Annotated in this window: 10 protein-coding genes; all 10 read right to left on the bottom strand. The window is 65.5% G+C overall.

Annotated features, from left to right (window positions below):
• Positions 1–90: 90 nt before the first annotated feature.
• Complete coding sequence (locus NE591_RS02005) at positions 91–531, bottom strand: GntR family transcriptional regulator (protein ID WP_232325683.1); 441 nt, start codon at positions 529–531, stop codon at positions 91–93.
• 100 nt (positions 532–631) lie between these two features.
• Positions 632–1582, bottom strand: coding sequence for an NrfD/PsrC family molybdoenzyme membrane anchor subunit (gene nrfD, locus NE591_RS02000; RefSeq protein ID WP_114540016.1), 951 nt, complete (start codon positions 1580–1582; stop codon positions 632–634).
• A gap of 46 nt (positions 1583–1628) precedes the next feature.
• Positions 1629–3629, bottom strand: coding sequence for a ribonuclease R (rnr, locus tag NE591_RS01995; RefSeq protein ID WP_114540015.1), 2001 nt, complete (start codon positions 3627–3629; stop codon positions 1629–1631).
• 57 nt (positions 3630–3686) lie between these two features.
• On the bottom strand, positions 3687–5000 hold the full coding sequence (locus NE591_RS01990; protein ID WP_114540014.1) for a S41 family peptidase: 1314 nt from the start codon (positions 4998–5000) through the stop codon (positions 3687–3689).
• 103 nt (positions 5001–5103) lie between these two features.
• Entirely contained in the window at positions 5104–6018 is a 915-nt protein-coding gene (gene ftsX / locus NE591_RS01985) for a permease-like cell division protein FtsX (protein ID WP_022740139.1), read from the bottom strand.
• Positions 6011–6715 (bottom strand): cell division ATP-binding protein FtsE, encoded by a 705-nt coding sequence (gene ftsE / locus NE591_RS01980; RefSeq protein ID WP_197536813.1) that lies wholly within the window; start codon positions 6713–6715, stop codon positions 6011–6013. Before ftsE ends, ftsX begins: the two co-directional genes overlap by 8 nt.
• A 229-nt stretch (positions 6716–6944) precedes the next feature.
• Entirely contained in the window at positions 6945–7922 is a 978-nt protein-coding gene (locus NE591_RS01975) for a transketolase family protein (RefSeq protein WP_256156262.1), read from the bottom strand.
• Between the two features lie 10 nt (positions 7923–7932).
• Positions 7933–8766, bottom strand: coding sequence for a transketolase (locus NE591_RS01970; RefSeq protein ID WP_117283960.1), 834 nt, complete (start codon positions 8764–8766; stop codon positions 7933–7935).
• 23 nt (positions 8767–8789) lie between these two features.
• Positions 8790–9890 (bottom strand): peptide chain release factor 2, encoded by a 1101-nt coding sequence (gene prfB / locus NE591_RS01965; RefSeq protein ID WP_114540011.1) that lies wholly within the window; start codon positions 9888–9890, stop codon positions 8790–8792.
• A 197-nt stretch (positions 9891–10087) separates the two neighbouring features.
• On the bottom strand, positions 10088–12919 hold the full coding sequence (gene secA / locus NE591_RS01960) for a preprotein translocase subunit SecA (RefSeq protein ID WP_114540010.1): 2832 nt from the start codon (positions 12917–12919) through the stop codon (positions 10088–10090).
• Positions 12920–13408 lie beyond the last annotated feature (489 nt).

The following is a 13408-nucleotide window of genomic DNA, read 5'->3' as shown; positions in this document are numbered from 1 at the left end:
CCCGTCAATGCCTTAACGCGCGCAGGAGCCTGCTCGGCCTCTCGCGCCTGCTTCGCCTTACTTCTCACCCTTCTCCCCCTTGAACTGGTGCTAGGCTACTCCACCGAGCAGAATGAGCTGCTCGGACACAAGATCATGGATATCCTCCGCCGACATCCCTGCCGTGAGCGCCTGCTGGACAAAATCAACGGCGAGCGCTTCCACGTCGCCATCAACAACCGAAAGATGAGCGTTCTTGAGGTCGGAGACGTATGTTCCGCGGCCACGTTGGGTGTAGATGTAGCCATCGCGCTCAAGATCCTGGTACACCTTGTTCACAGTATTGTAATTGACTCCCAGCTGCACTGATAGCTCTCGAACCGATGGCAGTCTCTCACCTCGCTCGAACTTGCCTGACGATATCAAGTACACCAACCGCTTGCGAATTTGAATCCAGATAGGGACGACGCTCTTCTCGTTAATGCGAAAGTCGCTAATAGGATCGGCTTTCGCCTGTGCTGATATATTCGATGCTGTCTCCGCCATGTTCATGGTATCGTCCTTCTCTAAGTGATTGCGTCATAGTATCACAGAGGACGACGACAGCAAAGCACCCTCTCAGCTTCTATAGCACCGAAGAGGAAGCCACCCGTTAGCTCCAGAAGCCCAGCGCGCTCATGAAGACAAGATTAAATCTTTCGGTAGCCATGAGCAGCGCCATTCGAAGGCACAAACCTCCCACCAACGCACAAGTACTCCCTAGCACCACAGCCACCGGCGCGGGCAGACGGCGACAGACAGCATCAACGGAGAAAGGCGCAACAAGCCCCATCATCACTACTCCAGCCCAAAACAGCGGTGCTATGCTCCCGCTCATTAGCGACTGGGCCGAGGTGCCCGCTGGCCCATCCGAGGCAAAGCAGCTGGCAAGAAAACCCGCTAAAACAAGCGCTTCGACGATGACGAAGACCATATCGAGCGGCAGCAGCGCATTGGTAGCCAGCTGCATGCCAGGCGAAGCCAAGCGGAAAAACGCCGTCACTATGAGCGCCGCGAGCCCGCACGCCAACGCTGAAGCCACGAAAAGCACGGGAACCCATCCTGTGTGAAGAAAGGGGAGCGAAGGATACATGGCGAGAAAGATGCCAGAATACACCACCACGAACAATGCCATTCCCATGGCCACCAAACTGCAGGCAAACTCGCACACACGCAGAACAACCTTCCCTGGAGCAAGCTCGTATTCATAGCCATCCCCTTCGCCGTCAGCAAGTGACCCCAGGACCAATGCGAGCGTCGCCATCACGCAAAATACCAGAATAGCCCACGCACCCATGGAAAGAAGACTGGAGGTCGAAGCAAGAAAGAGGTGAAACACCCGATCGGGCACACCCAAGTCGAGAAAAAGAAAAAGCGCGCTCACCGCCACAAGCACCGGACCGAGGATCAAACCGGCATCGGTAACAGCGCTCACACGCGCAAACCATCCTCCCGCTGCACGAGGACGAAAGCGCAGAACCATATCGACGACGGCACCGATAAGAAACGCGCCGGCCCCCGTGCCAGCGAGAAACAGATACAGCGCGATGTAAATGCTTACCATACTCGATTTCCCTTCCCCCTCGCAGCTCCCTCAACAACCCCATCCCTCAGCGTCTTCCGGCCAGCACGAACTCCAGGGAGGCGGTGGTCGCGTCAGCGCTCTTCAGCGTGACGGCGACGCGCTGGCCCAGCCGGTAGACCTTCCCCGACTCGTCGCCCACAAGCGTGTAGCGCACCGGGTCGAAGACGAAGTACTCGTCGCCCAAGGCCCGCACGGGAAGGACGCCCTCGGCCGTGCAATCGAGGCGCACGTAGAGCCCCCAGGCCGCCACGCCGGAGATCACGGCCGAGAAGGACTGGCCCACGAATGCGGCCAGGTACTCGACCATCTTCAGCTCCTGGGACTCGCGGGCCGCCGCCTCGGCCACCCGTTCCATGGCCGAGGAGTGCTCGGCGATCCAGGGAAGTGCCGCCACCTCCTGGTCGAATTTCTCCGGACGGCGCGTGAGCGCGGCGCGCAGCATACGGTGCACCACCAAATCGGGGTAGCGGCGGATGGGGCTCGTGAAATGACAGTACGCCTCGCTGGCAAGCCCGTAATGGCCCTGGTTCTCGGGCCGGTAGTCGGCCCTTTTCATGGCCCGCAGCAGAAGCGAGCTGACAAGCTCCCCCTCGCTGCGGGGCGCGCTTGCCGTCAAAATCTCCTGGATGACCTTCGGATCCCCCGCCACCAGCCGCGCCTCCATGGGCTTTTCGAACCAATCGAACTCCTGGAACACGGGAATGAGCGAGCCCAAGGCATCGGAGGCCGGAGGTTCGTGGACGCGGTACAGGCAGGGAAAGCCGCGCCGCTCCAGGTAGCCGGCCACGGTCTCGTTGGCCAGGATCATGGCCTCCTCCACCAGGCGCGTGGCGTCGGTCTTGCGGCGCAGCGCGATGTCGGTCGGCCGTCCCTCCGCATCGAGGATCACCTTGGCCTCGGTCGTGGCGAAGTCGATGCCGCCGGCCCGGGCGCGGGCCGCCTCCCGGGCGCGGGCGAGCCGCGAGCATTCCACGAGCCGCCAGGCAATATCGCCCCCGGCGGCGATGGCGGCCTTGTAGTCGACGAGGATGTCGTCGGCCTCGCCGTAGGAAAGGCGCGCGTCCGAGCGGATGAGGGCCGGGTACAGCGAGAAGCGCACGAGCTCTCCCTCATCGTTCAGGAACAGGTCGGCCGTCATGGAACGCCGCTCGGCGCCGGGCGCGAGCGAGCACAGCTCGTCGGAAAGAGCCGGGGGCAGCATGGGGATGACGCGGTCGGCCAGATACACGCTCGTGGCGCGCCGACGCGCGTCCAAATCGACCGAGGAGCCCCAGGGCACGTAGTGGCTCACGTCGGCGATGTGCACGCCGAGCCGCCACAGCCCCTCCCCTTCCAGATAATCCAAGGACAGCGCATCGTCGAAATCTTTGGCGTCGGCCGGATCGATGGTGAAGGTGAAGCGGTCGCGCAAGTCGCGGTAGCCGGCGGCCAGGGCCCCCTCCGCATCCAAGGTCGCCGCGGCCGCGTCAGCCAGAGCCCCCTCCGAGAACACCGTCTCCAGCTTGTGGCGGCCGACGATGAGGTCGATGCCGGCCCCCGGCGCGTCGGAGGTATCGGCGAGCACCTCTTCCACAAAGCCCGTTGCGGCGCTGCGGCGCGTCGGGAACTGGGCGATGCGCACGCGCACGAGCGCCCCGTCGGGCACCTCGGGCGACTCGGCGCGCATGGTGAACACGTCGTAGGGAATGCGCGGATCGGCGGGGACCACCACCCCGAAGGGCTCGGCCACCTCGTAGCGCCCCACCAGCGTGTCGTGGGCCCGGTCGACGACCGAGAGCACCCGGGCGGCGGGACGACCTGTCATATCCCCGTCGTCATCCGCGACTCGCCGCCCCTTCGATGCCCCGGCCCGCAGAGGCGCGATTTCCACCAGATCGCCGTCGAAGGCGCCGGCGAGGCCCGAGGCGGGGATGAAGTACTCCCCCTCGGCCGTCTGCACGAAACCGAAGCCGCCGGCGCTCACGGTGAGAACGCCCCGGGGATTCGCCTTGGGGCGGCGGCGCGTGTGCTTCCTGTTGCGGCTCACCCTATCTCCCTTCCCTTACGAGACGCGAAGGCGCCCGTGCACGTTGCGCGGCCGATCCTAGGCCGCCGGAATGAGCGAGCGGGCGATGTCGATGCCGGTGGCCAGCTGGGAGTCCGCTCCATCCTCCCCCTCGCCGTTTACCACCCCCACCTGGGGCACGATACCCACGTTGTCGATGGGCTCGCCCTGGGGCGTGAGGTAGTAGGCAGCGGTGTAGCGCACAGCCCCGCCGAAGTCCAGCTCGCGCACCACCTGCACCGAGCCCTTGCCCATGCTCGTCTCCCCCACCACGTCGGCCCGCTCGTTGTCCTGCAGCGACGCGGCGAGCACCTCGGCGGCGGCGGCCGTGTAGCGGTTCACCACCACGACAAGCGGCACGTCCTTGTACGGCGCGTCGCCCGCGGCCGATTTGGTGGTGGCCGGCCCATCGTTGCCCTGAATCTGCACGAGGACGCCGGAGTTCACGAACAGGCTCGCGATATCGACGGCCTGGGTGAGGTATCCGCCGGCGTTGTCCCGCAGATCGAGCACGATGGCCCCGGCCCCCTGCTCGATGAGCGATTTCGTCGCCTGGTCCACCAGCTCCGCGGCGTTGCTCGAGATCTGGCGCACCTTCACGACGCCCACGCCGTCGGAAAGCGCGGTGGTGAGGTTCGCCTCCTCGTAGACCTTGCAAGTGAGCGTCGTGGTGAACTGCTCGCCGGTCTGGGCGTCCAGGCTCGCCGGGCGCATCCAGGTCACCGACACCGTCGCGCCCTCGTCTTTGGCCAGCGCGTTCACCACCTCGGTCATCGACCAGGCCGATACGTCCTCGCTGTCGATGGAGGTGAGGAAGTCGCCCTGCTGCACGCCTTTGGCCTCGGCCTCGGAGCCCTCGAAGACATCCGACACGTAGGCGCGCCCGTTGTAGTCGGCGAACACCACGCCGATGCCGGCGTAGCTGCGCTCGGTGGTCTCCTTGATGTAGGTGTTGTACAGATCGGGGTTGTAGTAGGTGGCGTAGGGGTCGCCCGTGGACTTCATCAAGTCGTCGAGCATGGAATAGGTGGCCGCCGTAAGGTCGATCTCGTCCATGGAGTACGTGGAGAGGATGTCCTCCACATCGCCCACCCGGGCCGAGACGGACTCGAAGGTGTTGTTGGCCGCCGCAGCCGCAAGCGCCTCCCGCTCGCCATCGGAAACCGGGATGCCCCAACTCGCCACCAGCTCGGTCTGGCTGCGCAGGGCGAAGCCCCCGACGAAGGAGACGGCGACGAGGATGACCGCGAGGAACACGCGGAGCAGACCGTGGCTCGTCGCCTGATCGACCCGCCGCTCGCTGCGGGCCCGGGGGTTGGGGGTGAGATGCCGCCCGTTGCGTTCTTTGGCCATGGCCGCTCCTTGCACGTGACTCCGTCAATCTGAAAAGCGCGACCCCCTCGGCTCATCAGTGCCGCGGGGGTCGCGCCGACGTTCCAAACCTTTAAGGAAGATTCTACACCTTCAGGTACCGCCTCATGGCGAAAGCGGAGCCGAGAAGGCCGATTACGAGACCGGCTACCACCAGCACGATGTAGATCATGATGTAGGTGTTGCCCGAGACGTCCAGCGAGAGGAAGGACAGGGCGCTTTGCAGCTTGGGGATGCCGTACATGCGCAGCACCTGCAGGACGCCCACGGCCAGAAGCGAGCCGATAAGGGCGTGCAGGGCGCCCTCCATGAGGAAGGGCCCGCGGATGAACCCGTTGGAGGCGCCCACCAGGCGCATGATGGCGATCTCCTTGCGCCGGGCCATGATGGCCAGGCGGATAGTGTTGTTGATGAACACGAGCGCGATGAACACGAGCAGCAGCACCAGGGCCACGCCCAAATAGCGCACGTACTTGGTCACCGAGAACAGGCGATCCACCGTCTTCTGGCCGTACTTCAGCGAATCGGCCGGGTTGTCGGGCTCGTCGCAGATGGAGCGGAACGTCTCGTCGGCCTCGATGGCGGCGGCGATCTCGTCGACCTTCTGCGGGTCGGCGAGGCTCACGTCGATGGAGGCGGGCAGCGGGTTCGTGCCGTCCAGCTGCTCGATGATCTCGGGGTTGGTGGTCATGGAGTTGCTGAAGTTCTCCAGCGCCTGCTCCTTGGTGGTGAAGCCGACGCTTTCCACGCCGTCCATGCCCTGGATCATCGCGGTGACGGCGTCGATGGACTCCTGTGGCGCATCGTCGGCCACGTAGGCGGTGATGGAGACCTCGTCCTCGATGGAGGACACGAGGCGCTCCACAATGGTGCCGCCCACGAGGAACACGCCGATGATGAGCAGCGACAGGAAGATGGTGATGATGGAGCCGAGCGTCGTGGAGAGGTTGCGCGCGAAGCCCTGGAGCGACTCCTTGAAGAAGTAGAAGAGACTAGACATCGAAGCCGTACACCCCCCGGTCCTGGTCGCGGGTGAGATGCCCGCGGTCGAGCGCGATGACGCGACGGCGCATGTTGTCGACCATCTCGCGATCGTGAGTGGCCACGAGCACCGTGGTGCCCGTGCGATTGATGCGCTCGAGCAGATCCATAATGCCGCGGGAGGTCTGCGGATCCAGATTTCCCGTGGGCTCGTCGCAGATGAGCAGAGGCGGCCGGTTCACGATGGCGCGCGCAATGGAGACGCGCTGCTGCTGGCCGCCGGAAAGCTGATCGGGATAGCTGTTCAGCTTGTCGGAGAGGCCCACGAGGCGCAGCACCTCCGGCACTTGCGTCTTGATGACGTGCCGGCTCTTGCCGATAACCTCCAGGGCGAAGGCGACGTTCTCGAAGACCGTCTTGTTCGGCAGGAGCTTGAAGTCCTGGAACACGCAACCGATGTTGCGCCGCAGGTAGGGCACGCGCCAGTTGCGCATGGTGGTCAGATCCTCGTCAGCCACGTAGATCTTGCCCGAGGTGGGCTTGATCTCGCGGGTGAGCAGGCGGATGAAGGTGGATTTGCCAGATCCGGAGTGGCCCACGAGGAAGATGAACTCGCCGGCGAAGATCTGCAGGGTCACATCGCTTAAGGCGGGCTTCTTCGGCTGGGCCGGGTAGGTCTTGGTCACATGATCGAAGGTGATGACCGGCGCGCCCATGGGGGCGGCCATCTCGTCCACTTCGAGCATGGGCAAAGCCTGGGACAGCTGGGAGGTCATCGACGCCTTCTGGGCGTGGCCGGGCTGGGGCGCCGCCGCGCGGGCGCGCGGGTTGTTGCCCTGGGCCGGCGCGCCGGCGTGACGGCCGGCATGACCAGGAATTCCCTGGTTCCGTTCGTTCGTCACAGCTTGCTCCGTTCAGGTTGTTCGTTACTGAGACTGAAGTATTTTAGCAAAGGCCCGCGCGCTCACGAACCTTTTTCACAGCTTCAACAATGGCCGTAGCGTCAATGTTGAAATAGCCGAGCAGTTCCTCGAACTCGCCGGACTTGCCGAAACGGTCGCGCACGGCCACGCATTCCACGCACACGGGGTCGGCGCCGGCCAGAAGCTCGCAGACCGCCGAGCCCAAGCCTCCGATGACGGAATGCTCCTCGGCCGTCACGACGCAACGGGTCTTCGCCACCGATTCGAGAATGGTCGCCCCATCGAGCGGCTTCACCGAGAACGCGTCGATGACCTCGGCGGAGATGCCGTCGGCGGCCAGCGCGTCGGCGGCGGCGAGTGCCTCGCGGATTTCCACGCCGTTGGCCACGATGGTGACATCGCTCCCCTCGCGCAGCACGTAGGCGCGCCCGATTTCCAGCTCCGCCTCGTCGTCGTAGACGCAGGGCACGGCGGCGCGGCCCATGCGCACGTAGACGGGGCCCGGCGTGGCGGCAGCGAGGCGCAGGGCGGCGCGGGCGGCGGCGTAGTCGGCGGGCACGAGCACGCGCATGCCGGGAAGGCCGCGCATGAGGGAGACGTCCTCGAGCATCTGGTGCGAGCCGCCGTCGGGGCCCACGGAGATGCCCGCATGGGTGGGGGCGATCTTCACGTTCAGGTTCGAGTAGCACACGGTGTTGCGGATCTGGTCGTAGGCGCGCCCGGTGCCGAACACGGCGAAGGAGCCCGTGAACGCGATGTTGCCGGCCAGCGAGAGGCCCGCGGCCACGTCGATCATGTTCTGCTCGGCGATGCCGCAGTTGAACAGGCGCCCGGCGTATCCCGCGTCGGCGAGCTTCTTGGTAGTGGTCGAGCCGGTCAGGTCGGCGTCCACGGCCACGACGGGCACGCCCTCGGCGGCGAGCTCCGCGAGCGTGGCGCCGTACGCGGCACGCGTGGCCTTCTTCTGGGCAGCGGTCTCGGTGTTTGCGAGTTTCACCATGACGGGCCTCCTATTCCGCGTCGGCGGACAGCTCCGCCAGAGCCTTCTCAAGTTCCTCGGGCTTCGGCGCCTTGCCGTGCCAGCCGGCCTGGTTCTCCATGAAGGAGACGCCCTTGCCCTTCACCGTGCGCGCGATCACGCACACCGGACGGGCCGTATCGGCCGCCTCGGCCTTGATGCGGCCGAAAAGCTCGATGAGCGCGGGGATGTCGTGCCCGCAGACGCGCTGCACGTCCCAGCCGAAGGCGGCGAACTTCTCGCCCAAATCCCCCGGATCGCACACGTCGTGGATGCAGCCGTCGATCTGCAGCTCGTTGTTGTCGATGATGGCCACGAGGCGCCCGAGCTTCTGATGGGCGGCGAACATGGCCGCCTCCCACACCTGGCCCTCCTCGCACTCGCCGTCGCCGAGCACCGTGAAGACGAGGCCGTCCTCGCCGGTCAGGCGCAGGCCGGCCGCAAGGCCCGCGGCCACGGAAAGCCCCTGGCCGAGCGAGCCGGTGGACACCTCCACGCCGGGCAGCAGGTTGGAATCGGGATGCCCCTGCAGGCGCGTGCCGAGCTTGCGCAGGGTGTGCAGCTCGTCGGTCGGGAAGAAGCCGGCGTGGGCCAGCGTCGCGTAGAGCGCCGGGGCCGCGTGCCCCTTGGCCAGGATGAACCGGTCGCGGCCGGGCTTGTGCGGGTCGGCCGGGTTGTAGTCCATGACGCCGCCGAAGTACAGCGCCGTGAGGATATCGGTGCAGGAGAGCGACCCGCCCGGGTGCCCGCTGCCCGCTTCCGTGATCATGGTCAGAATATCCTTGCGAATGTCGGTGGCCTTCGCCTGCAAGGCGGCAGTATCCATAAGCTTCCCTTTCCCGTTCGCTGCTAGGAGTTGGCTACTCTCCACGTATGATACCCGATGACGAAAGGTTCCAGGGCGCCGGAAAGGACGGCGTCCACATTTCCCGTCTCAACGCCGCTTCGGAGATCCTTCACGAGCTGGTATGGGAAGAGCACGTAGTTGCGAATCTGGCTGCCGAAGGAGTTGTCCCGCCGCTCGCCGCGCAGCTCGTCCAGCTCTTCAGCCCGCTTGCGCTCCTCCAGCTCGTAGAGCTTGGCACGCAGCACGCGGAAGGCGGCCTCCTTGTTCTGCAGCTGGCTCTTCTCGTTCTGACAGGTCACCACGATGCCCGTGGGCTCGTGGGTAAGGCGCACGGCCGAGTCGGTGGTGTTCACGCACTGGCCGCCGGGGCCGCTGGAGCGGTACACGTCCACCCGCACGTCGGCGGGGTTTAAGTCCACCTCGATGTCGTCGGCGATGACCGGCAGCACCTCCACCGAGGCGAAGGTGGTCTGGCGACGCTTCTTGGCGTCGGTGGGGCTGATGCGCACGAGGCGGTGGATGCCGATCTCGCTGCGCAGCATGCCGTAGGCGTAGCGGCCCTCGATCTGGATGGTGGCCCGATCGAGCCCTATGCCCTCGCCGGGCACCAGATCGAGCACCGTCACCTTCCAGCCCTTGTCCTCGGCGTAGTGGACGTACATCTGGTAGAGCATACGGGTCCAGTCCTGGGCCTCAAGGCCGCCCTGGCCGGGGTTCACCGTGAGGATGGCATCGCCCTCGTCGAACTCGCCGGAGAACCAGGACTCGATCTCCAGCTGGTCGAGCAGCGCCGCAAGCTCGGCGGCAGTGCGCTCGGCCTCTTCGGCGAAGGCCGCATCGTCGCCGGCCAGCTCGCACGCCGCCGACGCATCATCGAGAAGCCCGCAGGCACGCTCGTAGTCCTCGATGGTGGCGCGGAGCCCCGCCGCCTTCTTCGAGACCGCCTGGGCGGCCGCCGCGTCGTTCCAAAAGTCCGGACGGGCCGTCTGCTCGTCCAGCGCGGCCAGCTCGTCGCGACGCTCCTCGATGCGCAAGAACGAGAAGGCGTCGGACACCCGTCCCTGTGCCTTCTCGATCTCCTTCTGAATGTCTCTCAGTTCCATGCCTTGATCTAAATCTCCTTGAAACTCACCGGGGGCGGGCTGCGGGGTACCGCTCAGTCGCTCAGACAGTCCTCGCTGGTATCGAAGGCGTCAAGGCTACTACTCCCCCTCGCTTACCGTCTTCGATACCATCTGCGGAACTCGCTTGGTGAGCGGCACCCCGCATCCCGCTTCGCTCAACCATAGTTGAGTGTGCATCAAAGGTTCTGGCCGTGGCACTTCTTGAACTTCTTGCCGGAGCCGCAGGGGCACGGGTCGTTACGGCCCACGTTGGCGTAGGGGTCTTCCTTGTCCTTGACGTAGGTCTGGGGCTTGCCGGCCGCGGGGCGCGTGGGCGCGGCGGGAACGCCGGAGGCGGCGCGGGCCGCGGCGGCGTGGCGACCGCGGATGCTCGACTCCTCCAGAGCCTGCTCCGGCGCCGAGTAGCTCATCTTGCGGGCCAGCGGGTCCTCCTGCTCCGCCAGGGCCGCCGGTGCCGGACGGCCGGCGCCGGCCGGAGCGCCCTCCGGGGCGGGCTTCGCGGCGATCTCCAAGCGCAACAGCGTGCGCAGGTAGTCGTCGTACATCGAGCTCGTCAGGTTCTGGAAGGCGTTGTAGGCCTCGTTCTTGTATTCCACGAGCGGATCGCGCTGACCGAAGGCCCGCAGGCCGATACCGGTCTTCAGGTAGTCCATCTCCTGCAGATGCGCCATCCAGCGCGTGTCGATGATGCGCAGCATCACCTGGGCGGAGAGGTTCTCCATGAGGTCGTGGCCCAACTGCTCGCTCTTCTGCTCGTAAATCCAGGTGAGGAAGTCGTTCAAAGCCTCGGCGACGTTTTCCGCCTCGTCCTCGTGATCGACCTTCGCCACGGAGAAATCGTTGCAGCCGGTCATGTTCGCGGCCCACAAATCGATGGCGCGCACATCCCAGTCGTCGCTGGCGGAATTCCCGGGACAGCACTCCCCCACGATGGCGTCCACGGCGTCGCGGATGATGCCGGGAATGCGCTCGGTCATGGACTTGCCGTCCAGGATGGCGTTGCGCTCCTCGTAGATGGCCTTGCGCTGGAGGTTCATGACGTCGTCGTATTCCAGCACGTTCTTACGGGCGGCGAAGTGCATGGACTCCACCTGGCGCTGGGCGCTCTCGATGGACTTCGACACCATGCCGGCCTGGATGGGCATGTCGTCCTCTTGGTTGGTCTTCTCCATCATGTGCGCGATGGAGTCCATCTTCGAGCCGCCGAACAGACGCATGAGGTCGTCTTCCAGCGAGAGGTAGAACTGGGTCACGCCCGGGTCGCCCTGACGGCCGGAACGGCCGCGCAGCTGGTTGTCGATGCGGCGGGACTCGTGGCGCTCGGTGCCGATGACGCAGAGTCCCCCGGCGGCGAGCACCTGCTCCTGCTCCGCGTCGCAGATCTCGCGGGCGCGGGTGAGGGCGTCGGCGCGGTCGGCGGCCGATGGGATGGGACCGCGCGCCTCCTCGTCGCCCTCTTGGGCGTCCACGTCGAACCCGCGCTCGCGCAACAGGTCCTCGGCGAGCATGTCCGGTTCGCCGCCCAGACGGATGTCGGTACCGCGGCCGGCCATGTTGGTGGCGATGGTGACGGCGCCGAGGCGCCCGGCCTGGGCCACGATATGGGCCTCGCGCTCGTGGTGCTTGGCGTTCAGCGTCTCGTGCTTGATGCCGCGCTTGTCGAGCAGCCGCGAGAGCTTCTCGGAGTTCTCGATGGACACGGTGCCGATCAGGCACGGCTGGCCCTTCGCGTGGCGCGCGGCGATGTCGTCGGCCACGGCGTTGAACTTGCCGTCGATGGTGCGGTACACCAGATCGTTCTCGTCGACGCGGATGACCGGCCTATTGGGGGGAATGGCCATGACCGGCAGCTTGTAGATCTGGCGGAACTCCGCGTCCTCGGTCATGGCGGTACCGGTCATGCCGGAGAGCTTGTCGTAGAGGCGGAAGTAGTTCTGCAGCGTGATGGTGGCCAGCGTCTGGTTCTCCTCGCGCACGAGCACGTGCTCTTTGGCCTCGAGCGCCTGGTGCAGACCCTCGGAGTAGCGGCGGCCCTCCATGATGCGGCCGGTGAACTCGTCGACGATCTTCACCTCGCCGTCCATGACGACGTAGTCGACATCGCGGTGGAAGAGGAACTGGGCCTTCAGCGCCTGCTGCAGGTGGTTCGCCAGCTGGCCGGACGGGTCGGCGTAGATGTTCTCGATGCCGAGCATGACCTCGATCTTCTCAAGGCCGCTCTCCGTGGCGTTGATGGTGCGCTTGGCCTCGTCCATGTCGAAGTCGACGCCCTCTTTGAGGCCGGGCATGACCCGGGCGAACTTCTTGTAAGTGTCGGCGGCCTGGGTGCCGGCGCCGGAGATGATGAGCGGGGTGCGGGCCTCGTCGATCAGGATGGAGTCCACCTCGTCGACGATGGCGAAGTGGTGCCCGCGCTGCACCCGCGAGCTGCCGCGCGTGACCATGTTGTCGCGCAGGTAGTCGAAGCCGAACTCGGAGTTGGTGCCGTAGGTGACGTCGGCCTCGTAGGCGGGCTTCTTCGCCGTCGGCGGCATGCCGTTCTGGATAAGGCCGGTCTTCATGCCGAGGAAGCGGTAGATCTGGCCCATCCACTCGCAGTCGCGCCGGGCCAGGTAGTCGTTGACGGTCACGATATGCACGTTGTGCCCGGGAATGGCGTTCAAATAGCCGGCCAGAGTGGAGACGAGCGTCTTGCCCTCGCCGGTCTTCATCTCGGCGATCTGCCCCTCGTTTAGGGCCATGCCGCCGATGAGCTGCACGTCGAAATGGCGAAGCCCGATGGTGCGCACGGAAGCCTCGCGCACGGCGGCGAAGGCCTCGGGCAGCAGGTCGTCCAGGCTCTCGCCGGCAGCGTAGCGCTCGCGGAACTCTTGCGTCTTGGCGGCCAGCTCCTCATCGGAAAGCGCCTGGAACTCCGGCTCCAGCGCGTTGATCTTATCGACTTTGGCCTGGTAGCGTTTCAGTTGCTTGCCCTCGCCCATCGTGAGCAGTTTGGAGAGAAATCCCATAGGTTGCGTCTTCTTTCTGTGGTCGGCGAGCGGTCATGGGGTCGGCGATCGCCTCCCTTTTAACAACTCCCGTCGCCTTCATTGGGCGACCGCGCGGGCCGCCTCGGTGCAAATCTGCTCCACTCTACCACAGAGCGCAGGTGGCGCGCCCAATTTCACAGGGTTTGCAAGGCGACGAGACCCCCTTCTGCGCCCTTCTGCGCCCGGTTGCGCCCGGTTGCGCTCTCCCGCACCGTTCTGCGCCCTTCTGCGCCCTTCTGCGCCCTTCTGCGCCCGGTTGCGCCCGGTTGCGCTCTCCCGCACCGTTCTGCGCCCTTCTGCGCCGTCCAGCGCCGTCGCACCCCGACCCCTTCGCGCTCCTGCACCGTCACACCCCGGCCCTTCGCGTCACTTCTTCAATCGTTGCCACTACTTTTCCCGACGGCATCTCGCTCGAAAGCCCACTCTCATACAGCCTTGCAGTCTTCGCGGAAATCGCTTGAAATCGAC

Source organism: Adlercreutzia sp. DFI.6.23 (assembly GCF_024462535.1).
GTDB lineage: Bacteria > Actinomycetota > Coriobacteriia > Coriobacteriales > Eggerthellaceae > Adlercreutzia > Adlercreutzia rubneri.
Note: the sequence above shows the minus strand (reverse complement) of the source record. Positions and strands in the feature narration are given on the sequence as shown.

Excerpts from the sequence above, each read along its gene's own strand:
- NE591_RS02005 (WP_232325683.1), bottom strand. The coding sequence starts at position 531 with ATGAACATGGCGGAGACAGCATCGAATATATCAGCACAGGCGAAAGCC.
- nrfD (WP_114540016.1), bottom strand. The coding sequence starts at position 1,582 with ATGGTAAGCATTTACATCGCGCTGTATCTGTTTCTCGCTGGCACGGGG.
- NE591_RS01990 (WP_114540014.1), bottom strand. The coding sequence starts at position 5,000 with ATGGCCAAAGAACGCAACGGGCGGCATCTCACCCCCAACCCCCGGGCC.
- ftsX (WP_022740139.1), bottom strand. The coding sequence starts at position 6,018 with ATGTCTAGTCTCTTCTACTTCTTCAAGGAGTCGCTCCAGGGCTTCGCG.
- ftsE (WP_197536813.1), bottom strand. The coding sequence starts at position 6,715 with ATGGGCGCGCCGGTCATCACCTTCGATCATGTGACCAAGACCTACCCG.
- NE591_RS01975 (WP_256156262.1), bottom strand. The coding sequence starts at position 7,922 with ATGGTGAAACTCGCAAACACCGAGACCGCTGCCCAGAAGAAGGCCACG.
- NE591_RS01970 (WP_117283960.1), bottom strand. The coding sequence starts at position 8,766 with ATGGATACTGCCGCCTTGCAGGCGAAGGCCACCGACATTCGCAAGGAT.
- prfB (WP_114540011.1), bottom strand. The coding sequence starts at position 9,890 with ATGGAACTGAGAGACATTCAGAAGGAGATCGAGAAGGCACAGGGACGG.
- secA (WP_114540010.1), bottom strand. The coding sequence starts at position 12,919 with ATGGGATTTCTCTCCAAACTGCTCACGATGGGCGAGGGCAAGCAACTG.